Origin of the sequence: Campylobacter sp. BCW_6466 (genome assembly GCF_001762835.1) — a bacterium.
Classification (GTDB): domain Bacteria; phylum Campylobacterota; class Campylobacteria; order Campylobacterales; family Campylobacteraceae; genus Campylobacter_D; species Campylobacter_D jejuni.
Window position 1 is genome coordinate 1 of the sequence record NZ_MJXO01000037.1, and the last position, 23,663, is coordinate 23,663.

22 protein-coding genes and 1 pseudogene are annotated in these 23,663 nt (G+C 28.7%); 10 read left to right on the plus strand and 13 right to left on the minus strand.

Features of this window, described 5'->3' with window-relative positions; genetic code table 11:
* The 9 genes and pseudogenes from AJ887_RS10370 to prfB form a co-directional block, all read right to left on the minus strand.
* Window positions 1–666, minus strand: a pseudogene (locus AJ887_RS10370) (glycosyltransferase family 2 protein); the annotation flags it as partial.
* Between the two features lie 526 nt (window positions 667–1,192).
* Window positions 1,193–1,366 (minus strand): hypothetical protein, encoded by a 174-nt coding sequence (locus AJ887_RS10190; RefSeq protein ID WP_186820766.1) that lies wholly within the window; start codon window positions 1,364–1,366, stop codon window positions 1,193–1,195.
* 2 nt (window positions 1,367–1,368) lie between these two features.
* A complete protein-coding gene (locus tag AJ887_RS10375; RefSeq protein ID WP_261659775.1) occupies window positions 1,369–1,563 on the minus strand; it encodes an inositol monophosphatase family protein in 195 nt (64 codons plus the stop codon).
* Between the two features lie 173 nt (window positions 1,564–1,736).
* Window positions 1,737–1,937: a hypothetical protein gene (locus AJ887_RS10380; RefSeq protein WP_148115614.1), complete on the minus strand. Its 201-nt coding sequence runs from the start codon at window positions 1,935–1,937 to the stop codon at window positions 1,737–1,739.
* Window positions 1,930–2,529, minus strand: coding sequence for an adenylyl-sulfate kinase (gene cysC / locus AJ887_RS03910; protein WP_070240417.1), 600 nt, complete (start codon window positions 2,527–2,529; stop codon window positions 1,930–1,932). Before cysC ends, AJ887_RS10380 begins: the two co-directional genes overlap by 8 nt.
* Window positions 2,530–2,537: 8 nt before the next feature.
* The gene (locus tag AJ887_RS03915) at window positions 2,538–4,250 is read right to left on the minus strand and encodes an SLC13 family permease (protein ID WP_070240418.1); all 1,713 of its coding nucleotides are present in this window, start codon (window positions 4,248–4,250) and stop codon (window positions 2,538–2,540) included.
* Entirely contained in the window at window positions 4,247–5,662 is a 1,416-nt protein-coding gene (gene cysN, locus AJ887_RS03920; protein ID WP_070240419.1) for a sulfate adenylyltransferase subunit CysN, read from the minus strand. The genes AJ887_RS03915 and cysN overlap by 4 nt, the downstream gene beginning before the upstream one ends.
* Entirely contained in the window at window positions 5,662–6,567 is a 906-nt protein-coding gene (gene cysD / locus AJ887_RS03925; protein WP_070240420.1) for a sulfate adenylyltransferase subunit CysD, read from the minus strand. The genes cysN and cysD overlap by 1 nt, the downstream gene beginning before the upstream one ends.
* Before the next feature lie 13 nt (window positions 6,568–6,580).
* Complete coding sequence (prfB, locus tag AJ887_RS03930) at window positions 6,581–7,678, minus strand: peptide chain release factor 2 (protein ID WP_070240421.1); 1,098 nt, start codon at window positions 7,676–7,678, stop codon at window positions 6,581–6,583.
* 73 nt (window positions 7,679–7,751) lie between these two features.
* Between prfB and rimO the strand changes: the two genes are divergently transcribed.
* Window positions 7,752–9,071, plus strand: a complete 1,320-nt coding sequence (gene rimO, locus AJ887_RS03935; RefSeq protein WP_070240422.1) for a 30S ribosomal protein S12 methylthiotransferase RimO — start codon at window positions 7,752–7,754, stop codon at window positions 9,069–9,071.
* Window positions 9,061–10,026 (plus strand): tRNA lysidine(34) synthetase TilS, encoded by a 966-nt coding sequence (gene tilS, locus AJ887_RS03940; RefSeq protein WP_070240423.1) that lies wholly within the window; start codon window positions 9,061–9,063, stop codon window positions 10,024–10,026. The genes rimO and tilS overlap by 11 nt, the downstream gene beginning before the upstream one ends.
* Here tilS and AJ887_RS03945 read toward each other — a convergent pair.
* From AJ887_RS03945 to ciaI, 3 genes are read right to left on the minus strand one after another with little or no spacing between them, the layout of a single operon-like run.
* Window positions 10,009–10,722, minus strand: coding sequence for an EI24 domain-containing protein (locus tag AJ887_RS03945; RefSeq protein WP_070240424.1), 714 nt, complete (start codon window positions 10,720–10,722; stop codon window positions 10,009–10,011). The genes tilS and AJ887_RS03945 overlap by 18 nt on opposite strands.
* 1 nt (window position 10,723) lies before the next feature.
* Window positions 10,724–11,413, minus strand: coding sequence for a dUTPase (gene dut / locus AJ887_RS03950; protein WP_070240425.1), 690 nt, complete (start codon window positions 11,411–11,413; stop codon window positions 10,724–10,726).
* A gap of 36 nt (window positions 11,414–11,449) precedes the next feature.
* The gene (ciaI, locus tag AJ887_RS03955; protein ID WP_044779291.1) at window positions 11,450–12,013 is read right to left on the minus strand and encodes an intracellular survival protein CiaI; all 564 of its coding nucleotides are present in this window, start codon (window positions 12,011–12,013) and stop codon (window positions 11,450–11,452) included.
* Window positions 12,014–12,087: 74 nt separating this feature from the next.
* On the opposite strand from ciaI, the gene AJ887_RS03960 reads away from it, so the two are divergent.
* From AJ887_RS03960 to AJ887_RS03995, 8 genes are all read left to right on the plus strand, one after another.
* Complete coding sequence (locus AJ887_RS03960; RefSeq protein WP_044779290.1) at window positions 12,088–12,495, plus strand: hypothetical protein; 408 nt, start codon at window positions 12,088–12,090, stop codon at window positions 12,493–12,495.
* A 71-nt stretch (window positions 12,496–12,566) separates the two neighbouring features.
* A complete protein-coding gene (locus tag AJ887_RS03965) occupies window positions 12,567–13,349 on the plus strand; it encodes an ABC transporter permease (RefSeq protein ID WP_044779289.1) in 783 nt (260 codons plus the stop codon).
* Complete coding sequence (locus AJ887_RS03970) at window positions 13,346–14,008, plus strand: ABC transporter ATP-binding protein (protein ID WP_044779288.1); 663 nt, start codon at window positions 13,346–13,348, stop codon at window positions 14,006–14,008. The genes AJ887_RS03965 and AJ887_RS03970 overlap by 4 nt, the downstream gene beginning before the upstream one ends.
* On the plus strand, window positions 14,008–15,126 hold the full coding sequence (locus tag AJ887_RS03975; protein WP_070240426.1) for a capsule biosynthesis protein: 1,119 nt from the start codon (window positions 14,008–14,010) through the stop codon (window positions 15,124–15,126). The genes AJ887_RS03970 and AJ887_RS03975 overlap by 1 nt, the downstream gene beginning before the upstream one ends.
* Before the next feature lies 1 nt (window position 15,127).
* Window positions 15,128–16,786, plus strand: a complete 1,659-nt coding sequence (locus AJ887_RS03980; RefSeq protein WP_070240427.1) for a polysaccharide biosynthesis/export family protein — start codon at window positions 15,128–15,130, stop codon at window positions 16,784–16,786.
* A gap of 12 nt (window positions 16,787–16,798) precedes the next feature.
* Window positions 16,799–17,746, plus strand: coding sequence for an SIS domain-containing protein (locus tag AJ887_RS03985; RefSeq protein WP_070240428.1), 948 nt, complete (start codon window positions 16,799–16,801; stop codon window positions 17,744–17,746).
* Window positions 17,746–19,374 carry a glycosyltransferase gene (locus AJ887_RS03990; RefSeq protein WP_070240430.1) on the plus strand — a complete coding sequence of 543 codons (1,629 nt, stop codon included), beginning with the start codon at window positions 17,746–17,748 and terminating at the stop codon, window positions 19,372–19,374. The genes AJ887_RS03985 and AJ887_RS03990 overlap by 1 nt, the downstream gene beginning before the upstream one ends.
* A 1-nt stretch (window position 19,375) precedes the next feature.
* Window positions 19,376–21,895 carry a CDP-glycerol glycerophosphotransferase family protein gene (locus tag AJ887_RS03995; protein WP_070284856.1) on the plus strand — a complete coding sequence of 840 codons (2,520 nt, stop codon included), beginning with the start codon at window positions 19,376–19,378 and terminating at the stop codon, window positions 21,893–21,895.
* Here the strand turns inward: AJ887_RS03995 and AJ887_RS04000 are convergent.
* Window positions 21,884–23,635: a DUF2972 domain-containing protein gene (locus tag AJ887_RS04000; RefSeq protein ID WP_070284855.1), complete on the minus strand. Its 1,752-nt coding sequence runs from the start codon at window positions 23,633–23,635 to the stop codon at window positions 21,884–21,886. The genes AJ887_RS03995 and AJ887_RS04000 overlap by 12 nt on opposite strands.
* Between the last annotated feature and the right edge of the window lie 28 nt (window positions 23,636–23,663).

Sequence of the window (23,663 nt, forward strand, 5' to 3'; positions counted from 1 at the left end):
TTTTTGTTCTTGTTTATGTGAAATAACAATACTTAATATTATAAAAGGTAAAGATAGAAAACCTAATACACTTTTAGAATTTATAATCAAAGCTTGTCCTAGTTTATAAGAAAGTTGGTTTTGAATTCTTGTTTTAGCTTTTCCGTAATTATTTTGGAAATTTAGTGTTTCATTTAAACCATGAATTTGATTTTCCTTTATAGTTAATAGGCTCTCTTTATTTTCTAATGATGTATTTAAATTATGAATTTGATTGGTTTGATTACTGAATTCTTGATTTTTAATTTCTAAAGTTTGATTAAGACTAAGAATACTTTCGTTTTTTATTTTGATAATATCTGCTATAAATTCAGCTATTTTATCCCAATATTCTGGTTTCATTTCTCTAAGCTCATAGTTTTCTTTATAAGTGCTCATATCTTTTTTGGGAAATAATCTTTCTTTATGTGGAAAAAATTCTTTTCTAATCCATTCTTGTGAATCTTTGAAATAGTTTTCATAAAGTTTTATAGTCTTTATAGGTAGTTGAAACTTAAATTCATTATTTTTATTAAGTGGATAAAATTTATCTTGTATTAAAGACTGTATTTCTATTCTTTTTGGATTAAGTGTAAAATTTGGTAAAAATCGAGGTATTATTCTGTTTAATGCTTTTAGAAGTTCCATGCTGAGCAAATTTAAACTTTCATTTTGCTTTTTTGGTATTATAAATTTTTGATTCCAATTTAATCCTAGAGTATGTATAAAATCTTTTAGTAAATCTTCTTGAAAAATGCTTTTTTCGAATTTTTTACAATTATATTGTCTTTTCCAAAAACATTACAAAACATCTCTATTAAATTTTTATAGTCACACATATGATTTATTTCTTTTTTGCCTATATTATCGAGATAGTCAGGGTTATAAGCACCATGTTTTATATCTTGAGAATACCATGATGCCAGAAAGTCTGTTAATGGTCTTAGGTAAATTATAATTTTGATATTTTTCATACCCATTAATCGGAGTATTCTACGAAGTTTTATTATTTCCCTTAGATTGGTTATATCGATTGTAAAATTTTCACATGAAAAAATAATATTTGAAATATTTTTATATTTTTTTTATTTCAGAAATACATTTATTTAGAATATATTTGTTTTCTGTTATTATAAATTATTCTCTCCAAATTATAATTATATTTTATTATTTTTTATTTGAAGTGCTGTGCAACATTTGTACCCAGTGGATAATGATTTCCATTTAAAAGTGTTGATATGGGAAATAAGCATTGCTTTTCTAATAAAATATTATAGTTTAATTTTAAAAATTGTTGTATGCTTGTAGTTCCTGTTTTTGGCATTCCTATGTGTAAATAACAAGTCATTTTTACTCCACTATAAAATAAGGATTTCTTAAATTTTCTTTATTATATAATAAAACTTTTTTATTTTCATATTCACAAATTATTTTTCCGCTCCCCCCCCCTGCTATAGCATCAGCGGCGGCCGTATCCCATTCCATGGTAGTAGAAAGACGAGAATAGCATTTTGCTTCATCATTAACAACAAGACAAATTTTCAAAGTATAAGTTCCTTTTTTAATGGTGTTTGTAAATTATCTATAAATTTCTTAGTTTCTTCGCTCATATGAGATTTACTAGCAACTATTTTATAAGTTTGATGATTAAGTGTTTTAAAGGTAAAGCTATTTCGTTTTTAAAAGCTCCAAAACCCTTTTTTGCACTATAAAGCGTTTCAATGGCAGGAGCATAGACCACTCCAAACCACAGGGGTATCTTTGCAAATTATAGAATTACATACAAGATCAGCTTCGCTTAAAGGAGAATTATCATCTTTATAAGAAACCTTAAAATCTTTATTATAAATTTTCATGACAGCTTCCCCAGCCTTTAAAGCTATGTTTTTAATCTCATCTAAATTTATTTTTTCAAGCATTAATATATCCATTTTCTTTAAGATAGTTCAAGATTATATCTATATTTTGATTAAGCTCAGCTTTGAAATTTTGCAAGTGAATTTCAGGATTTTGAGGTTTTTCATAAGGGCTGTCTATACCTGTGAAATTTTTTATTTCACCATTTCTTGCTTTTTTATAAAGTCCTTTGGGATCTCTTTTTTCACAGAGTTCTAAAGGCGTATCTATAAAAATTTCTATAAATTCATCTTTTTTTACCAAAGATCTTGCTAAAGCTCTATCGCTTTTAAAGGGTGAGATAAAAGCGCTTAGTATAATCAAACCACTGTCAACAAAAAGCTTGCAAAGTTCTGCTATGCGTCTTATGTTTTCCACTCTTGAGCTTTCATCAAAGCCTAAGTCTTTATTTAAACCCATGCGAATATTATCTCCATCAAGTAAATAAGTATGAAAACCAAGCTCATGTAATTTCTGTTCTAAGGCATTAGCAATGGTTGATTTTCCGCTTGCACTAAGTCCTGTTAGCCAAAGTACACAAGGTTTTTGATTTTTAAGTTTTGATCTTTGTTCTTTGGTGATATTTGTATTATGCCAAGTAAGATTTTTATCCATAAATAATCCTAAAAATTAAAGATTAAAGGTACGCCTACGAGAACTATAGCACTATATATGATAGAAACAATGGCACCTATTTTTATAAAATCTGTCATTTTATAATCGCAAAGCGAGCTAACCATTAAATGAGTTTGGTATCCATGTGGTATCATAAATCCAGCACTAGCTCCATAAGCTACAGCAAAGATGAAAGGCAAAGGATTTACTCCTAAAGCTTGAGCTGTGGCAAAACCTATAGGGAAAGCTAAGGCTGCAGCAGCGTTATTGGTAATAAACTCAGTTAAAAGTAGAGTTAAAAGATAAACTCCTATAAAACTTCCATAAACTCCATAATGTCCAAAAAAACCTGTGATAAGTTGAGCTAAATCTTTGGCAAGTCCGCTATCTACAAGTACTTTAGTAATTGCCAAAGAAGAGCCTACTATGATAAAAATATCAAAAGGAAAACGCCTTTTTATTTCATCAAGCTTGATAAATTTGCAAAGTAGTAAAAAGCCTAAACAAATAAGCAAAGCCTTGGTAAAAGAGATAAAATTGAAAGCCGAAAAAACAATAACACTTAAAAAAGCCATTATGGTTAATAAGCTTTTTTTAGCATCAAGCTTTTCATTTTGTTTGATATTTGAAAGTAAATAAAAATTTTTAGCCAAATTATCTCTTAGGATAAAATCTTTACCCACAGCTAAAATCATTCTATCTCCAGCTTGCAAAATACTTTCGCCAATTTTTTTGATATGCACATCTCCTCTTTGTAAAGAAATAATAGCTGCGTCAAATTTAGATCTAAAATTAGCTTCTTTTACGCTTTTTCCAATTAAATTAGAAGTTGGAGAAATGATTGCATCGATAAATTTACTTTCTTTCAACTCATAACCATCTGCAAGTTTTAAGCCATCAAATTTATTTAGAGTTTCAAGTTGTGAAATATCTCCACTAAATATAAGTGTATCTTTTGCATTTATGATTTCATTATGTGAAACGGGAGTGATGCTTTGATTGTTTCTTTGAATTTCTACCAAAAATAAAAACTCTAAATTTCTAAGTTTGTTCTCTTCTATGCTCTTGCCTATTAAAGAGCTATTTTCTAAAACTTTTAAAGCGATTAAATATTCTTTTATATTTTTATCTTTATTTTCATAATGAGGCAATAATTTACTAAAAATCATCAAAACCAAAATCATTCCTATGCTTAAAGCTATACCTATATAAAAAAAATCAAACATTTTAAGACTCGGTAGTCCATTTTGTACTACAAAGGAATTGATGATTAAATTTGTAGAAGTTCCCACAAGAGTGATAACACCACCTACTATGGCAAAATAAGAAAGAGGGATTAAAAGCTTTGAAGGAGCTTGAAATTTATTGTTTTTTACTATACCCATAAAGCTTGCTACTACTGCGGTATTGTTTAAAAAGGCTGAAACTGCACAAGTAATTACACCTAGTCTCAAAAGAGAAAGATTATAGTTCTTTCCTATGATAAACTTACTTGCCCATTCTATAATGATAGTTTTTTCAACAGCAATAGAAACTAAAAGTAGCAACATGAGTGAAATTAAAGAATTATTTGTATAAGAACTTATCCAAGTTTTAAAATCAAGATAACCTAAAGCATAGTAAAATCCTGCCAAACTTCCAAATAAAACAGCAGGCTTTATTTTGTTGAGTATGAGCAATATAAGTAGAATTAAAAGCGTGATACCTACTATGATTTTCATATTTTTCTACACCCCCATTCCGGATAGTTTTTTCTTATAAAAGCGTTAAGTTCTATTTCAGCTTGAGTGTAAATTCTTTGGCTTTGCTGTGAATTTAAAATTTTTATTATCATACCTGCGGCCAAGGTTTCATTGCTATATTTATCGATAATAATAAATGATCCTAAGGTTTTATTATCTTTATACTCTTTAAGTGCTAAATTTTTATCTAGTTTTAAAGTACAATTTGCAATATCATTAAGTATTAAATTTGAGGCATTTTCTTCTTTAAAAGTATTGATATCTTTTTTATAGTTAATATTTTCAAATTTAACATTGCAAAGATTATGAGCTCTTTTTATAAGATAATTTTCATTAAGATCTAATTGTTTTTGACTCATCCATATAATCATAGCTTCAAAAGCATTGCTCATTTTAAGATCATGGTTGATAGATGCTAAAATATCGCCTCTAGAAATATCGATTTCATCTTCTAAACATAAACTTACGGCCATATTAACACAGGCTTCATTTTGACTTGGAATGATTTTATTTTCATCTAAAGTTCTTAAATCTTTAATATCATTTGTAATGATACTTTTAATTTTAGATTTTTGCATAGAAGGCAAGACTATAACTTCATCTTGTAATTTTACATAACCACTTGCTATATTTCCGCAAAAACTACGAAAATTTAAATGCGGACGATTAACATACTGCACAGGCATGATAAAATCATTTTGAATGATTTTATTTATTTTAATTTCATCTAAAAGTGCAAGTAGAGTTTCACCTTTATACCAAGATAAATTTCTACTTTTTTGAGTGATATTTTCACCATTTAAAGCACAAATGGGAATAAAGTGTGTTTGGATATCTTCTTGCAAATAAGGGATGATTTTTTCATAATCTTTACAAATATTATTAAAGATTTTTTCTTCGTAAGAAACTAGATCCATTTTGTTAATGGCAATGATAAAATTTTTAATACCAAGTAAGCTCACTATATAAGAATGCCTTTTAGTCTGCTTTAAAACCCCTTTTCTTGCATCAATTAAAATAATAGCAATATCTGCTGTACTTGCTCCTGTTGCCATGTTTCTAGTGTATTGTTCATGCCCTGGGGTATCAGCTATAATAAATTTGCGTTTATTACTGGTAAAAAATCTATAAGCCACATCTATGGTAATGCCTTGTTCTCTTTCGCTTGCAAGCCCATCTACTAAAAGTGCAAAATCAAGTTTATCTCCGGCATTCCCCATTTTTTTACTATCTTTTTCTAAGGTGCTTAATTGATCACTAAAAAGAGCTTTAGTATCATAAAGCAATCTTCCTATAAGAGTGGATTTTCCATCATCAACGCTACCACAAGTGATAAAACGACAAAGTTCTTTATTTTCATGTTCTTTTAGATAATTTTCTACACTTCGCATTAAAAATATCCTTGTTGTTTTTTCTTTTCCATGCTAGATTCTTCATCACTATCTATAAGTCTTCCCTGTCTTTCACTGGTTGTAGCTAGAAGTAGTTCTTCTATGATATTTAAAACACTTGTAGCATTTGAATTTATGGCTCCAGTTAGAGGATAGCAACCCAAAGTTCTAAATCTTACCATTTCTTCTTTAGCATTTTTTGCTAAATCTTTTGGCATTCTATCATCATCAACTAAAATTTTTGTTCCCATGTATTCAACTATAGGTCTTTTTTTGGCAAGATAAAGACTTGGTATAGGAATATTTTCAAGGTATATATACTGCCAAATATCAAGTTCAGTCCAATTGCTCAGCGGAAAAACTCTTATGGATTCTCCTTTTTTATGGCGTCCATTATATAAATTCCAAAGTTCTGGGCGTTGATTTTTAGGATCCCAAGCATGATTTTCATCACGGAAGGAATAAATTCTCTCTTTTGCTCGCGATTTTTCCTCATCGCGTCTAGCTCCTCCAAAAACAGCATCAAATTGGTATAAATCAAGCATTTGCTTTAAAGCCTCGGTTTTCATGATATCTGTATGCATATTTGAGCCATGTGTAAAAGGGGATATATTTATTTCTTTGCCTTTTGGATTAGTATAAACGATAAGTTCTATACCGAGTTCTTTAGCTCTTTTATCACGAAATTCTATCATTTCTTTAAATTTCCAAGTCGTATCTACATGCACTAAAGGCAAAGGAGGAGTAGCTGGATAAAAAGCTTTTTGTAAAAGATGAAGCATCACTGAACTATCTTTACCTATGCTATAAAGCATAGCTGGCTTTTCAAATTCAGATATTACTTCACGCATTATGAAAATAGACTCACTTTCAAGTTGTCTTAAATGGGTAAGATTGAAAGTCATTTTAATCCTTTTATCATTCTGCTTTTAAAGCAATCAAAACGCCTTCTATCATTTTCTTAATATCTCCATCAAGGATATTATCCACTTGAGAAAAAGCTTCTCCACTACGATTGTCTTTGACTTGCTGATAAGGGAAAAGCACATAAGAGCGGATTTGATGCCCCCAGCCTATCTCGCTTTTTTCTCCAGCATTAGCGCTATCTTGTTGTTTCATGAGTTCAAGTTCATAAAGGCGAGATTTTAGCATTTTAAAAGCGGTAGCTTTGTTTTTGTGCTGACTTCTATCGTTTTGACATTGTACGACTATGCCGGTTGGAAAATGTGTGATTCTCACGGCTGATTCTGTTTTATTAACATGTTGTCCGCCTGCACCACTTGCTCTGTAATAATCTATTCTTATATCTTTTTCTTCGATTTCAATTTCTATATCATCATCAAGTTCAGGGCTTACCATAACACTTGAAAAGCTTGTATGACGGCGTCCTGCACTATCAAAAGGAGAAGTTCTTACCAAGCGATGAATGCCATTTTCAGCTTTTAAATAACCATAAGCATTTTCGCCCTTAACCAAAAAGCTCACATCTTTAAGTCCTGCTTCTTCGCCTTCTTGAAAGTCTAGAGTTTCGACTTTAAAACCTTCTCTTTCGCAAAATCTTAAATACATTCTATAAAGTATGCTTGCCCAGTCATTACTTTCCGTTCCGCCCGCACCTGGGTGAATGGAAACAATGGCATTTTTACCATCATTTTCTCCGCTTAAAAGCATGGAAATTTCAAGACCTGTGATAGTATCTTCAAGCTTTGGTGCGTCATTAAATAAAGCTTCAAGCGTTTCTGTATCGTTTTCACTATTGGCTAGATCGAAAAGTTCGTTTGCGTCATTTAGGGCATTAAAAGCATTTTCATAGTTTTTAAGTAGATTGATGATTTTGGTTTTTTCTTTGCCTATGATTCCTGCTTGTTTAACATCACTCCAAAAAGAAGGAGAATTTTCAAGCTCTTCGATTTCTTTAAGCCTTGTTTTGATATTTTCAGGCTTGATGATGGAGGCTATGTTGCCGACTTTGTTTTTTAAAGTTTTTAAAAGTTCGCTAAATTCGTAATTATCCATAAAATTTCTTTGCTATAATTATATTTTTAAAGTCAAAAATTATATCAAAAGAAAACTTTAATATAGGAAAAAAATGTCAAAACTTTATCTTATGTCTTTAGGTTGTAATAAAAATTTAGTCGATAGTGAGATCATGCTAGGACGCCTTAGTGCTTATGAACTTTGCGATGAACCAAGCAAAGCCGATGTTTTAATCGTAAATACCTGTGGTTTTATCGACAGTGCAAAAAAAGAAAGCATTAATGCGATTTTGGATTTGCACAAGCAAAGAAAAAAAGATTCTCTTTTGGTGGTTACGGGTTGTTTGATGCAGCGTTACCGCGAAGAACTTATGAAAGAACTTCCTGAGGTCGATCTTTTCACAGGTGTGGGTGATTTTGAAAGAATCGATGAAATAATACTTAAAAAAACAAATTTATTTTCAAATTCGACTTATTTGCAGAGTGAAAATTCCAAACGTATTATTACAGGTTCAAATTCGCATGCTTTTATAAAAATCGCCGAAGGTTGTAATCAAAAATGCTCTTTTTGTGCCATCCCAAGTTTTAAAGGCAAGTTAAAATCTCGTGAGATAAGTAGCATTATAGCTGAGCTTAAAGATTTGGTAGCTAGAGGTTATAAGGACTTTTCTTTTATCGCACAAGATACGAGTTCTTATTTGTTTGATAAGGGTGAAAAAGATGGGCTTATACACTTAATCGATGAGGCGGAAAAAATCAAAGGCATAAGAGCGGCTAGAATTTTATATCTTTATCCTACGAGTGCGAGTGAAGCTTTGATTAAACGCATTATAGCTTCTGAAATTTTTGTAAATTATTTTGATATGCCTTTGCAGCACATAAGTGATAATATGCTTAAAATCATGAAGCGTGGGGCAAATAGCACAAGACTTAAAGAAATGCTAAATTTAATGAAAAGTGCGCCAAATAGTTTTTTACGCACGGGCTTTATTGTAGGGCATCCAGGTGAAAGTGAGGCGGATTTTGAAGAGCTTTGTGAATTTGTTAAAGACTTTGGTTTTGATAGGATAAGCGTTTTTGCGTATTCTAAGGAAGAAGATACGGCTGCTTTTGATATGGAGCAAGTGTCTTTTAAAGTGATCAATAAAAGGCTTAAAATCATAGAAAAAATTGTTGATGAAGTGATAGAAAAAAGTTTTGAAAAAGAAGTAGGGCAAAAGCGTTTGGTAGTTTGCACGGGAGAAAGTAGCGAGGGAGAGTTTTTCATCGCAGCTAAAGATCTAAGATGGGATAGAGAGATTGATGGGGAAATTCTTATCAATGAAAGCGAATGTGGAAATTTGGAAATGGGACAAATTTATGAATGTGAAATTTTACAAAACCTTGACAAAAAGCTCCTTGCTAAGGCTTTAAGAAAAGTAGATGCAAATTAAAGATGAGATTTTAGCCCTTTTAAAAAAGGGTAAAAATTTACTCGCTTTTTCTTATGGAAGTGATTCTAGTGCGCTTTTTTATCTTTTAATACAAGAAAAGATCGACTTTGATCTTGTGATGATAAATTATAAAACTAGAAAAAATAGTGATTTAGAAGAGTTAAAAGCTAAAGAACTTGCTTTGAAATTTCATAAAAAAATTTTTATAAAACAGGCTCCTAAATTTCAAAATAATTTTGAAAAAAAAGCCAGAGATTTTCGCTATGAATTTTTTGAAAAAATTTGTCTTGAGCAAGATTATAATCATCTTATCTTAGCCCATCATTTAAACGATCAATTTGAATGGTTTTTGATGCAACTTTCACGAGGTGCAGGTTTGGCTGAAATTTTAGGTATGCAAGAGTATGAAAAACGCTCAAATTATACACTGTTACGCCCTTTGCTCTTTATAAGTAAAGATGAAATTTCATCTTTTTTAAAAGAAAAAGATATTTTTTATTTCCATGATGAAAGCAATGAAAATGAAAAATATTTTAGAAATTATATAAGAAAAAATTTTTCTAATGTCTTTGTGAGTGAATTTCATCAAGGTTTAAAAAGAAGCTTTTCTTATCTTGGTGAAGATAGGAAAAAACTTTACGATTTTGAAAGTATCAAAGAAATTCAAGGACTTCTTATTTGTCCTAAAAACGAAAGTTTGATTGCTAGAGCGGTAAAAATGAAAGGTTTACTTTTGGGCACAGCACAAAGAAAGGAGCTTTTAAAGGGCGATTGTGTTTTAGGTGGTAAAATAGCACTTGTATATAAAAACGAACAAGCCATTGTTTTTGAGTATGAAACTTGTCAAAAATTACCTAAAAATTTTAAAGAAGAGTGTAGAATAGCTAAAATCCCAAGACTTTTAAGAGCTTATTTATATAATCACAAAATCGATATTTCAAGTCTTAGCTTTTAGTTTTAAAATTCTTTGATAGCCTAAATGTGTGAGAAAAATCACAAAAAATACTTGCAAAAAAAGTCCTAAAAGTGGCACTGATGAGAGTAGATAAAAACAAAGAGTGCTAAATTTAAACTCTAAAGGCGAAAAATCAGAATGAAAATTTTTAAAACTTTCTTTGTCTAAAATCGTGCTTGCAACATCAATCATTAAAAGTTTGTGAAAGAGATAATAAAAAGCAATATAATATACAAAAATATTGATAAAAGGTAAAAATAAAGCCAAAGTGCAAAATAAAAAAATCCCTATAAATTTTATAAATATTTTAAAAATTTCAAAGATAGTTTTTAGGGTTGAAACTTCGTTTATACTATCATAATGGTAATATTTTTGGTTGATTTCTTTAGCGATAAAAGGGGTAAGAAAAGAAGTGATAAAAAGGGCTAAAAAAACTGAAGCAAAAATTACAATAAAACCTGAAAATAAAAAACTTATAATGGTGATTAAAATTTGTACAAAATGAAGGGCATAAAACCACGCCCAAAACGAATCTTCTCTAACGCTAAATAAAGAATTAAAATAATCCAGCAAAGCCGAAAAGCCAAGTACTCCTAAAAAAAGCATAAGTATAAGGCTAAAAATCAAAGGAATTAAAGCAAATTTTAAAAATTTAAGACTTAAAAAATCCTTGATCGCAAGTTTTAAAATATCCAAATTATGCCTTTTTGTAGCATTCTTCTAGTTTTTTGTAAATAGTATCAAAATCAAGCTCTTGTTCTAAAATTTGAGCTAAAACTTCATTGTCTTCTTTGCCATTCCAAGTTTTTTTATAGCTACCATCTTTGTAGCCATGGTTTTGTCTAAAAATATTTAAAACATTTTTACCTATGTAGGTTTTATAAAGAATTTCAAGATTAAGCCCGCATTTAATAGCTAGGGTAAAATAGGTTGAAAGCAATTCTCCAAGATTAAATCCAAAGCCACTGCATTTATGGATAATAAGCTCTATATCATTTAAAATACCATAAATATCACTCTCATTAGGATACTCTTCTTCTTTGCAAAAATCCTGAAATACACTTACTGAAATCACTTCATTGGCTATAATTTTAAAATCATTTCCATTTTTATTGCGATATTCTTCAAGTAAAAGACTTAAGATAAAATGCCAAATATCGACAATCTCTATGCGTACATTTTCCCAATTTGTTGGACTTGAAATGTTTTTCCAATGTTTCCATGCAAAAGAGTCTATAAGTTCTGCACATTCCATATAAATACAGCGTCTCCAACTGATCAGTTTTCCTTCTTTGGTATAGCCATTTTCCCAATTTAAGCCATTGGTTTCATCGTTGAGTTTTTGTTGGAGTTTGAGCATATTTTCTAAAATTTCGATATTTGTCATTTAAAAACTCCTTGATAATTTTTAATATTATATGATTTAAGCGTAAAGATTTAAACTATCATCTGTCTTATCTTGATTTTCCTTGGCTTTTTCTTGTTGTTTTTCAAGTTGTTTTTTCATTTGTTCTAAAACTTCATCGAGAAGTTTTTTGCTATCTTCAAGCATAGAAGTGTTGATATCTTTATCATCTGTTTGATTTTGTTTTAGTAAATCACTGAGTTTATTTGTAAAATTATTCATAATAGCATTTTGATGGTTTACATCATTTGGTGTTGGTAGAACATTTGCCATTTGCATAGCTGATTCTATAATTTCTTTTGGCTTTAACTCTCCGACTTTAGAATTTGCTAAAAAGTCTTTGATCATGGGTTCAACTTCTTTCATAGCATTTTTAATTTCATCAAGATCATTTTGTGTGAGTTTAGAGCCTTCAAAAGTAAAGCTAAAGCCATACTGACGCTTAAGATTAAGAGTTTTACCTTCTTCATTATTTGCATAACTTACGTTTTGATTGTCATACATAGAAAGGGCTAAATGTTTGCCACTTTTTGTTGTATAATCCATCGAAAAACTTTGGTTTTTGCTAACATCAATTTGCATTTCTTCCCCTTATATTTATAGTTTAAATTAAAAATCGGTTATTTTTAAAAATATTTTAGTATAATTTTTACAATATGGATGAAAGAATTTTAGAATTTATAAAAAATGAGCAGCTTTTATCTTGGGCTATGATTGATGAAAAAGGTGTTTATACAGCTAGTGCTTTTTATGTTTTTGATGAGAAGAATTTAGCTTTTATTATCGCTTCTCATGAAGATACTAAGCACATAAGATTAGCCAGTGAAAATTCAAGTGTAGCACTTAATATAGCCAAAGAAAATAAAATAGCCTTTTTAAAAGGTGTGCAAGCTAAGGCCGAGTTTAGAATCGCAAACAAGGAACAAATGAAAATTTATTTTTCTAAATTTCCCTTTGCTAAGTTTGATAAAAGTGTAAAAATTTATGCCTTAGAGCTTTTTTGGCTTAAATTTACTAACAATGCTTTAGGGCTTAGTAAAAAGCTTGAATTTTACAGAAAGTAATTTTTTATTGTTTTGTTTAAAAAAATGAGTTATGATTATATTTTATGTAAATTGTTAGGTATAGAAAATAAATGTTAAATGTAATTCACGCTTTATTTTTTAGAGAGTTAAAAACTAGATTTGGCGCTAATAGGCATTTGGGTTATCTTTGGGTAGTTGGAGAACCAATGTCAATAACACTTGCCATCACGGTAATTGTCACTATCATAAGAGAATATTATCATCAAGTTATGCCTGAAGGAATTTCTATTTTTATGTTTTTGACTTCAGGTATTATGCCTTATTTTATGTTTAGAAGTATAGTAACTCAACTTATGAATGGTACTCAGGCAAATTTGGCTCTTTTTGCTTATAAACCTGTAAAGCCTATACATGTATTTATTGCTAGAACTTTGCTTGAATTTTGTATTTATTTTGTGATTTTTATCACTGTGCTTTTTTTTGCGGGATGGTTTTTTAGATTTGATGTATTTCCTGTTCATTTACTTGGAGTTTTATTTTGTATTTTTTTACTTATGTGCTCAGCTTTTGCTTTGGGGATTTGTTTTGCTATTATTTGGCATTTTGTAGAGCCTTTAAGAATTTTATTAGCTTATTTTAGCATAGTATTTTATTGGAGCTCTGGGATTATATTTCCTACTTGGCTTATGCCAAGACCTTTACTTGATATATTTTATTATAATCCTTTGCTTCACATAATGGAGCTTTTAAGATTTAATTTTTTTGAGAATTATCCTTTGCAAGATGAATATAGTTATTTTTATGCTATATTTTGGATTTTACTTGTTTTGTTTATAGGACTTTTTGTCTATTACTATAACAGACAAGCTTTAACGGCGGCAAAAAAAGAATGATAAAGCTAATTAATCTAACTAAATCTTATCCTTTATTTAGCGGTGGAAGGCATTATGTTTTTAAAAATTTTACTTTTGAATTCCCTGAAAATTGTAGTATAGGATTGATGGGAGGTAATGGCGCAGGTAAGTCCACTCTTATGAGACTTTTAAGTGGAGCAGAGCTTCCTGATAGTGGTAAGATAATTACCAATAAAAAATTATCTTGGCCTTTGGGTTTAAATGGAGCTTTTCAAGGTTCTTTAACCGCTAGAGATAATGCTAAATTTGTAGCTAGAGTGTATGGATATAAGGGTAAAGAACTTCAAGAAAAAGTAAAATTCGTAGAAGATTTTGCAGAACTTGGGAAATTTTTTGATGAGCCTATGAAGACTTACTCTTCGGGAATGAGTGCTAGGATAGCTTTTGGACTTAGTATGGCTTTTGATTTTGATTATTATTTGATCGATGAAGCAGGGGCTGTTGGAGATCCTGCTTTTAGGGAAAAAAGCGTGAAATTATATAGGGAAAGATTAAGCAAATCAAAAGTGATTATGGTATCTCATGATGTAGCTGAAATTAAAGAATGGTGTGATAAAATAATTTATATGAAAAATGGACAAATTGCGGTTTATGATGATATAGATGAAGGAATATCTGTATATCAAGGAAAAGCTTAATGGAAGAAAATAAAACTTTATTAGAAAAAATCAAAGATCTAAGCATATTTGATTCTTTTAAAATTGTTTGGTTTATAATGATTTTTGTTGTGATTTATTATACATTGATTGCAGCACCAAGATATGTAAGCACGATGATTTTAGATGTTAGATCAACAAGTGGAGAAAGTGTTCAAACAAGTGGAATCTTGTCTTTGCTTAGTAGTACTTCTACAGCAAGCGAAGATTTAAATTATCTAAAAGGTTATATAGAATCAAGTGATATGTTAAAGATTTTGGATGAAAAAATCAAACTTAAAAATCTTTATCAAGAACAACATATAGATTTACCTTTTAAAATTTGGGATTCAAGTTCGATAGAATCTTATCTTAAATACTATCAAGCAAGAGTTAAGGTTCATACGGATGAAACCACTAAACTTTTAAAAGTTGAAGTAGAGGGTTTTACACCTAAATCAGCTCATTTGATTGCTCAAACTATTATGCAAGAAAGCGAAAAGTTTATCAATGAAATTTCTCATAAAGCAGCTAGGGAACAAATGGCTTTTGCTGAAAATGAAGTACAAAAATACAAAGAACGTTATCAAAAAGCACAAAATGATTTGATTGCTTTTCAAAATAAATATGGAGTTTTTAATCCTTTAAAGCAAGCTGAAACCAAAGCAAGCTTGGTTGCGCAAATTGAGGCTAATTTAGCTCAAAAAGAAGCTAAACTTTTAACTTTACAAAGCTATATGAACGATGCAGCACCTGAAGTAGTGGCACTTAAAGCAGAAATTGAAGCAATCAAAAAACAACTTTTAAGGGAAAAATCTAAAATTTCAGCTAACAATTCTTTTCAAAAGCTTAATGATTTGGCTGCTAAATTTCAGGATTTAACTATAGAAGCTACTTTTGCGCAAAAAGCTTATGAAGCAGCTTTAAAAGCTTATGAAAGTGCTAGAATAGAAGCATTAAGAAAAATAAAACAACTTGTCATCATTCAAAGTCCAGATATTCCAGAAAGCGCAAAATATCCTGAAAGAATTTATGATATTTTAACAGCATTTATTGTATTATCTTTGATTTTTGGGATTGTTAAATTTATTAAAATGATAATAGAGGAGCATAAGTATTAAAATGAAAAAAATATTAATTTTATTTTTTAGTTGTATTTTATGTTTTGGAGCTGTAGATGTTTCACAAATCATTTCAGCGGAAGATCAAGGTTCTACTACAACTAGTATAGATCAAAATTTAAGCTCAAATTATGATATAGCAAATAAAGAAAATAATCTTACAAAAATTCATCAAATTTTAGTATTTGGTGCTCATCTTTTTAATGGAAATTTTAAAAATTACAATCAAAGAGTTTATAACCCAGATTATAAGATCGCAGTTGGTGATCAAATCAGTCTTAAAATTTGGGGAGCTGTTGAGTTTTCGCAAGTTTTAGTGGTGGATTCTCAAGGAAATATTTTTATCCCTAAAGTAGGAGCCGTAAATTTACTAGGTGTGAAAAATAGTGCTCTTGTAAGTGTTATAAAAGCACGTGTTAATAAAATCTATAAAAGCAATGTTTTTGTTTATGCAGATATGAATGCTTATCAAAATGTCAGTGTTTTTGTAACAGGAAGTGTTAATGCTCCAGGACTTTATCAAGGACTTAGTTCGGATTCAGTAATACAGTATCTTGATAAAGCAGGGGGTATAAATTTAGAATATGGAAGTTTTAGAGATATTCAAATTTTGCGCAATAACAGCGTGATAAAAAATATAGATTTATATGATTTTTTACTAAAGGGGCAAATGGATCTTTTTCCTTTTAGAAGCGGAGATGTTATCTTAGTGGGAAATGTTCAAAATTACGCTTTTGTTAACGGTGATGTGCAAAAACCTTTTCGTTTTGAACTTTCTAATGATATTAAAACTTTAGCTGACTTAGCTAGAGTATCAGGTGCTAAACCTATCGTGACTAATGCTATCGTAAAAAGTTATGGTGAAGATCATAAACTTGATGTCAGTGCTTATAATAAAATGCAATTTTCAAAAGTTTTGCTTAGAACGGGAGATGAGGTAGAATTTCGCCCTGAGTATGTTTCTGAAAATATAACTATAAGTATAAATGGTGAGCATAATGGTTTAAAAACTTTAGTTGTGGCTAAAGGAACGACTTTAGAGGATATTTCTAAACTAATCAAGGCTAATCCACAATCAAACATGCAAGCTTTGCAAGTATTTAGAAAAAGTGTAGCTAGAATTCAAAAAGAACTTATCAATGCTCAGCTTAAAGAGCTTGAAACTCTGGCCTTAACTAGCAGTTCTGTTACAGCTCAAGGCGCAGCTATAAGAGCTCAACAAGCAAAAACGATTTTAGAATTTATCCAAAGAGCTAAACAAGTAGAGCCTAAGGGTCAAATTGTCATCGACAATCCAAAGTCTTATAATTCGGTTATTTTAGAAGATGGTGATACTATTAATGTACCAAGTAAGAATAATCTTGTCATAGTTCAAGGCGAGGTTTCTTTACCTGGGGCTTTTGTGTATGATAAGGGAAAAGACTTAAGATATTATATCAATCTTGCAGGAGGTTATGGAGAAAGAGCGGATACTTCAAAAGTTTTGGTGATACGAAGCAATGGAAAAGCTGAAAAATATCATAGTGGTATAGATATGAAACCAGGCGATTCTATGTTGGTATTGCCAAAAGTGGATAGTGAGAATTTGCAAATTTTTTCAATGTTAACTCAAATTCTTTATCAAATTGCTATCGCAACCAATGTTGTACTTAACCTTTAAGGTTTAAAAATAATGAATACTCTTGAAATAGCCAAAGAAGTTTTTGAAAAAGAAACGCAAGCTATTTTGGATTTGGCTAAAAATTTAGATGAAAATTTTAATCAAGCTGTGAATTTGATGCTAAATACTAAAGGGCGTTGCATAGTTAGTGGTATGGGTAAATCAGGTCATATAGGCGCTAAGATAGCAGCTACTTTAGCAAGCACAGGAACACCAAGCTTTTTTATCCATCCAGGAGAGGCTTTGCATGGAGATCTTGGAATGTTAACTCCCGAAGATGTTTTAATCGCTATTTCAAATTCAGGAGAAACTGAAGAAATTTTAAAAATCATTCCAGCTATAAAAAAGCGTAAAATTCCACTTATAGTAATGTGTGGTAAAAAAAATTCCACTCTTGTAAAACAAGGAGATATATTTTTAAATATAGCTGTGGAAAAGGAAGCTTGTCCTTTGCAACTTGCTCCTATGTCTTCGACAACAGCAACTTTGGTTATGGGAGATGCTTTAGCGGCTGCTTTGATGAGGGTAAGAAATTTCAAGCCCGATGATTTTGCCCTTTTTCATCCAGGAGGGAGTTTGGGGCGTAAGCTTTTAACCAAGGTAAAAGATCTTATGGTTTCAAGTAACCTTCCTATAGTGCATCCTGATACCGAATTTAACGATCTTGTTGATGTGATGACTAGTGGAAAGCTAGGACTTTGCGTAGTGCTTGAAAATGAAAAATTGATTGGCATCATCACCGATGGGGATTTGCGTCGTGCTTTAAAGACAAGCGATAAGCCAAGATTTGATTTTAAGGCTAAAGAAATCATGAGTACAAATCCTAAAGTAGTTGATGCTGATGCTATGGCAAGTGAAGCAGAGGAGATCATGCTAAAACATAAAATTAAAGAAATTATAGTAGGAAAAGAAGAAAGGGTTGTAGGGATCATCCAGCTTTATGCTATAGGAAATGTTTAATGGCTCTTTTATCTGTTATTATCCCTTTTGGTTTAAGTAGAGAACGTCCTTATATAGAAGAAAGAGTTCTTCAAAAAGCTAAATCTTTTCAAAGTGATGAGAATATAGAATTTATTTTTGTTGAAGGATATTCATCTAAAGATCACGATCTTAAAAATTTTATCCAAACAAACCATCATATTTATCTTAAAGATATGGATCAAAAAGCTTTTTCTCAAGGAAAATGCAGAAATTTAGGAGCAAGTTATGCGCATTCAAATGTTCTTTTGTTTTTGGATGTGGATTGTTATATTTCTTTGGATAATTTTGAAAAAATTTTAAAACTAATTCAAATTAAAAATATTTCTCAAAATATCAATGCTTTGATAGTTTTGCCTGTGGTGTATCTTAATAAAGAAGCTAATGAAAAATTAAAACAATACGATGAAGAATTTTGGGATATTTTGATACAAGAGGATTTATTTACAGCAAAAAATACTTGGGTAAAATTTTTTTCCCCAAGTTCTACTTCAAGTATTGTGATAAATAAACATCAGTTTTTAAGATTGGGTGGAAATGATGAAAATTTTATCGGACACGGTTACGAAGATTTTGATCTTTTTGCTAGAATTTTAAAAGCTTGTGCAAGTTTTGAAAAAATGCCTACTAATTTAAGTTATGATGCTAGAAATTGGAATTTTTTTAATTTTAAAGGTTTTAGATCTTGGTTTTCATTACTTGGTTATGAAGTTTGTTTTTATGGAATTTATATGTATCATTTTTATCATATAGAACCCAATCAAAACGCTTATATGCAAAATAAAGATAAGAATCATCAGCTTTTTTATAAGCATTTAAAAAACATCAGAAAACACGATTTAAAACCCTTACAAGTTTTTAAAGCTAAAGGTAAAAAAGCTTTAATGCTTTTTAAAGATCAAAATTATGATTTTAAGGATATTAGTGTTTATGTGGGAGAAATTATCTATAAAAATATAAGTGATTTTTTCATAGCTAAAGAGTTAAAATATGAACTTTTGTTGGATTTTTTACAACAAGAAAAAATCACTAAAATATTTTTAGATGCAAGTATAGAACTACAATTTGATAGTATGGATTATTGTGATATTTTTTATTTTCAAAAAGGAATTTTACCTCATTCTTGGTTTTTTGCAAAAAATTTAGATTTAGATTGCAAACAAGATTTAATTTTAAGCGAGCAAGAACTTTATCAAGTGAAAGAATATTTCTTAACTTTAAAAGAGGATGAAAAAAAAGTTATCTTAGATTTTTTAAGCCAAAATAATGATGATAAGTGTGATTTGTATGAAATGCTTTATTATTTGATTAACGAGCTTTATAGTTTTGAGCATGAGGGAATTTTTTATCAAATCATCATTGATAAAGAAAAAATATTGATGGCGCAAAAACATGATAAAAGCTTTTATCCTTTAAGATCTTTTGTTTATAAACCTTATTTGCATGAGCTTAAGAGTATAAAGCCTTTTTCATTTTTGATGAAAATTTTAGGTTTAGAGTATCTTGGTGCTATGATTTCACATACTAAATTTTATCGCTTGGCAAGAAAATTATTTTTTAATCCTAAGGGTTTTTTTGAGGATTTGAGAGCTAAAAATGCTAGAAATTGATATGTTGTTAAAAACAAAGTACAAAAAAAATATATCTTTCTTCTTTAAAAGTTTGTTAATTTCCTTAGAAAATTTTCTAAAACAATTTAAACCTAAAAAATACAAAGCCTATAATAAATATATCATAATTTCAGCGGTTTATAATGTAGAAAAATATTTAGATGATTTTTTTAAGTCTATAATTAATCAAAGATTGGATTTTAAAAGTAATATTTATCTAATTTGTGTTGATGATGGCTCTACTGATAATTCAGCTAATATCATTAAAAAATATCAAAATAAACACCCAAAAAATATTATCTATTTATACAAAAAAAATGGTGGTCAAGCAAGTGCGAGGAATTTAGGTTTAAAATATTTAAAAGAAAATGATTTAAATATTCCTTGGGTAACCTTTACTGACCCTGATGATTTTTTAGATAGGGATTATTTTTATGAGGTAGATAGTTTTTTAAAAAAACAAAATAATATAGTTATGGTGGCTACAAATATTATTTTTTATAGAGAAAAAAGAAAGATTTTATATAAAGATACTCATGCTTTAAATTTTAAATTCAAAAGACAAAAAAGTGTTTATGATAATATAAAATTAAATGAAAATATTCAACTTTCAGCTGCATCATGTTTTCTAAGATGTGATTATCTTAAAGATACTTTTTTTGATGAAAATTTGACTTTAAATTTTGAAGATGGAAAATTTATTAATACTTATTTATTTAAAAATTTAAATCTAAAATCTATATTTTTAAAAAATGCAAGATATTTTTATAGAAAAAGATTTGATAAAAGTTCCACTTTGGATAAAAAAAATGAAAATAAATTTGACTATTTGGAAATTTTAGAAAAAGGATATTTGGAACTTTTAAATTTCGTAGCAAAGCAAGATAAAATTCCTATTTTCATACAAAATGTTATTTTGTATGAATTATTTTGGCAGGTGCAAGAACTGGTTAATCATCCTGAAAAATTATCTTTTATAAATCAAGCTAAAATTCATAAATATCTTGATTTACTTGATCAAATTTGTTATTTTATTGATAATGAAAATATAATAAAATTTAATTTCAATTCTTTTTTGTTTTTACACAAAATGGGATTTTTGCATTGTTTTAAAAAAGAAAAAGTACTTATAGATAAAGTTTTTATTGAACAAATGGATGATAAAAATGATGAAATTTTGATTAAATTTTATACAGCAGATGTTAATGATGAAATTAAAATGCTTTTTGATGATAGGTTGGCTAAAATCACTTGTTCAAAAATCAGACAATATGATTTTTTAAACCGAGTTTTTATCTATGAAAGAAGAATTTGGCTTAAATTTTTTATAGATGCTAAAAATATGATTTGTTTTGTTAATGATAAAAAGGTTGATATAATCTATCAAGAAAAAAGATGTACTTTTTATGATATTTTTTATGAGATTAAAAAGTTAAAAAAAAGAAGAGCTAAGAATAAATCATTATGGCTTTTTGCTGATATGCCTTTTAGGGCTGATGATAATGCTGAACATTTATATCGCTATGTTATGAAAAATCATCCTGAGAAAAATATCGTCTTTGTCCTTAGAAAAAATTCTCATGATTATAAAAGACTAAAAAAAGAAGGTTTTAAGCTGGTTGATCCAAAAAGTTTTAAATTTAAATATTTGGTTTTTAAGGCTGATAAACTCATTTCATCACATATTGATAGATATTTTTTTGAAGCCTTAGGGGAAAATACTTTAAAGACTAAAGATTTTGTATTTTTGCAACATGGAATTACCCAGAATGATTTATCTTCTTGGTTGAATCAAAGAAAAATTGATTTATTTATTACTGGAATGCAAGATGAGTACAATTCAATAGCAGGAGATTTTAATCGTTATAAATTTACTCCCAAAGAGGTAAAATTAACAGGATTTCCTAGATGGGATGCTTTACTTAAAAACAATAAAATAAACACTAAACAAATTCTTATTATGCCTACTTGGAGAGAATACATAGTAGGTTCTTATAGTAAAAAATTAATGAAAAGAAGATTTAATCCAAAATTTTATGAAAGTGAGTATTTTTATAGATGGGGTTCTTTTTTATACAGTAAAAAGTTACAAGAATTATATGAAAAATATGATTATAAAATAGTTTTTAATCCTCATCCACAAATTAGACCTTATGTGGAAGGTTTTGATTTACCAAATTATATTATAATACCTTCTATTGAAATAAGTATGCAAAAGCTTTTTTGTGAATCATCTTTAATGATAACGGATTATTCAAGTGTGGCTTTTGAGATGGCTGTTTTAAAAAAGCCTGTGATTTATTATCAATTTGATAAAGATGAGTTATTTACAAAACATACTTATGCTCAAGGTTATTTTAACTATAACAAAGATGGATTTGGAACTGTAGTTTTAGATATAGATAATCTATTATATGAATTAAAAATGAAGCTGCAAAACTATAATAGTTTTAAAAATAATTTTTTAATCCCTAAGGCAAATTCTTTAGAAAAAGTTTTGCAAGCAATTTTATCCATCTAACTCCTTACACATTTTTTCAAATTCTTGATAATACTTCCAAGAAGCTACTATATCTGGACGATGTTGCTTGATGTGAATTAGTTCTTCATCTAGAATTTTCTTTAATATTTTTTTTAATTCACTATTTTTTTTAAGGCACCATAAAATTCCATTAGTTGTTATTTTGGATTTTTTTATATGTATAAATTTTTTATTTAGAATACTTAAAAAATTATTAAAAAAGTCGTTTAGGTATTTATCATTTATAAAATTTAATAATTTAACTTCATCTAATGGGCTAACAGAGAAGCAAATATATTTTTTTATTTCATTACGAAAATTAAAGTATTTTTCTACATCTATATAATTATTTTCTTTTTCGTTTTTCAAAGTTACGTAAAATTTAATATCATTGTAGATTAATATAATAGGTAAAATATATCGAAAATGAGAACTTTTTATCTCTTCGTAAAAATCTTTATTTTCCTCTTTAGGCGGATTAAAATTTAATATTTTGGATAATTTTTTTATTGTGTTAAAGGCTTTATTAGGCATAATATCTTTCATGTCTAAATAAAATATCTGTGTATCTATACAATTTCTTATTGTTGTATAGTTAAAACTAGCAGAATTTATCCAAAATTGTAAATTGTTAAATAAAACCTTATAATCTTTAATATTTGTATACTTTACTCGATCTAAAATAACATCAATTTTGCATTCTTTAATAATATATGTATCAAAGATGTTTTGGTGAGGGTGAGCATACCAGCCATGATTTATACCATTCTTTAATCTTTCTATAGGATCTCTAGTTAAAAATAATACAGGTTGACTATAAATTCTATATAAAAATTTTTTGACTTTTTCTATATCGTTCATGCTATGAATAAAAATAAAAAAACAAGCATCACTCTTAAAAAAAGAATAGATATATTCTATGGAATTTAAGTATGAAACTACATTTAAAGATTTTTTTAAAAACAAATTCAAAGCTGAATGTCCTGATAATCCAAATCCTAAATACACAAACTTATACCCATCAGGTAAAGGTAAATTCATGTCCCATGCAAGTTTAGCAGGTATATTTTTATAATTAATTTTTTCGTTTTCATCATTTAGTTTCTTAGGATCAAGTAAAGAAGGGTAAGGATGATTTCCTTTTTTATATCTTTCATTAAAATCATCTGATAGTAACCATTCTTCTATAAGATCAAAATTTTGTATAAAATAATTAAAATTATGAAAAATATTATCTAATATAGGTTGATAATCTTGATGAATTTTTAATATATTTTTTATTCTTAGAAATTCTTTTAGGAATAATTGTTTATTATCTATCAATCCTTCAAGGATGCTAGAGCTAATCTGATCGAATTCTTTAAAAATTTCTCTAAAAATTTGAAATTCTTTTTTAGCTTTTTTAATATCATTTTTTAGTTTAAATCCACTTCCTTTGTACCAAGTTTTATCAGCTTTGATTAAAACTTCACCTAGCATATAAGATAAATGAAATTTATATCTTAAAGCTTGCTCATAATCACTACATGTTTCTAAATTTGGATATTTGAGCTGAGGAAAAACTTGTATGCTTTGTTGATAAATTTTTTGTTCTTTTTTGTGTTGTTTTTTAATTTTATAGAGTTTTTTAAATAACGTTATGTATCCCCCCCCATTGTTTGTAAAGTCAATCATAGTTTGACCGAGCTTATAAGCAAGATGATTTTTCACTCTTTCTATGGCTGAATTTGGGTTATACATGGGGTTTTCCTTTAAAAATGGCTTTGAT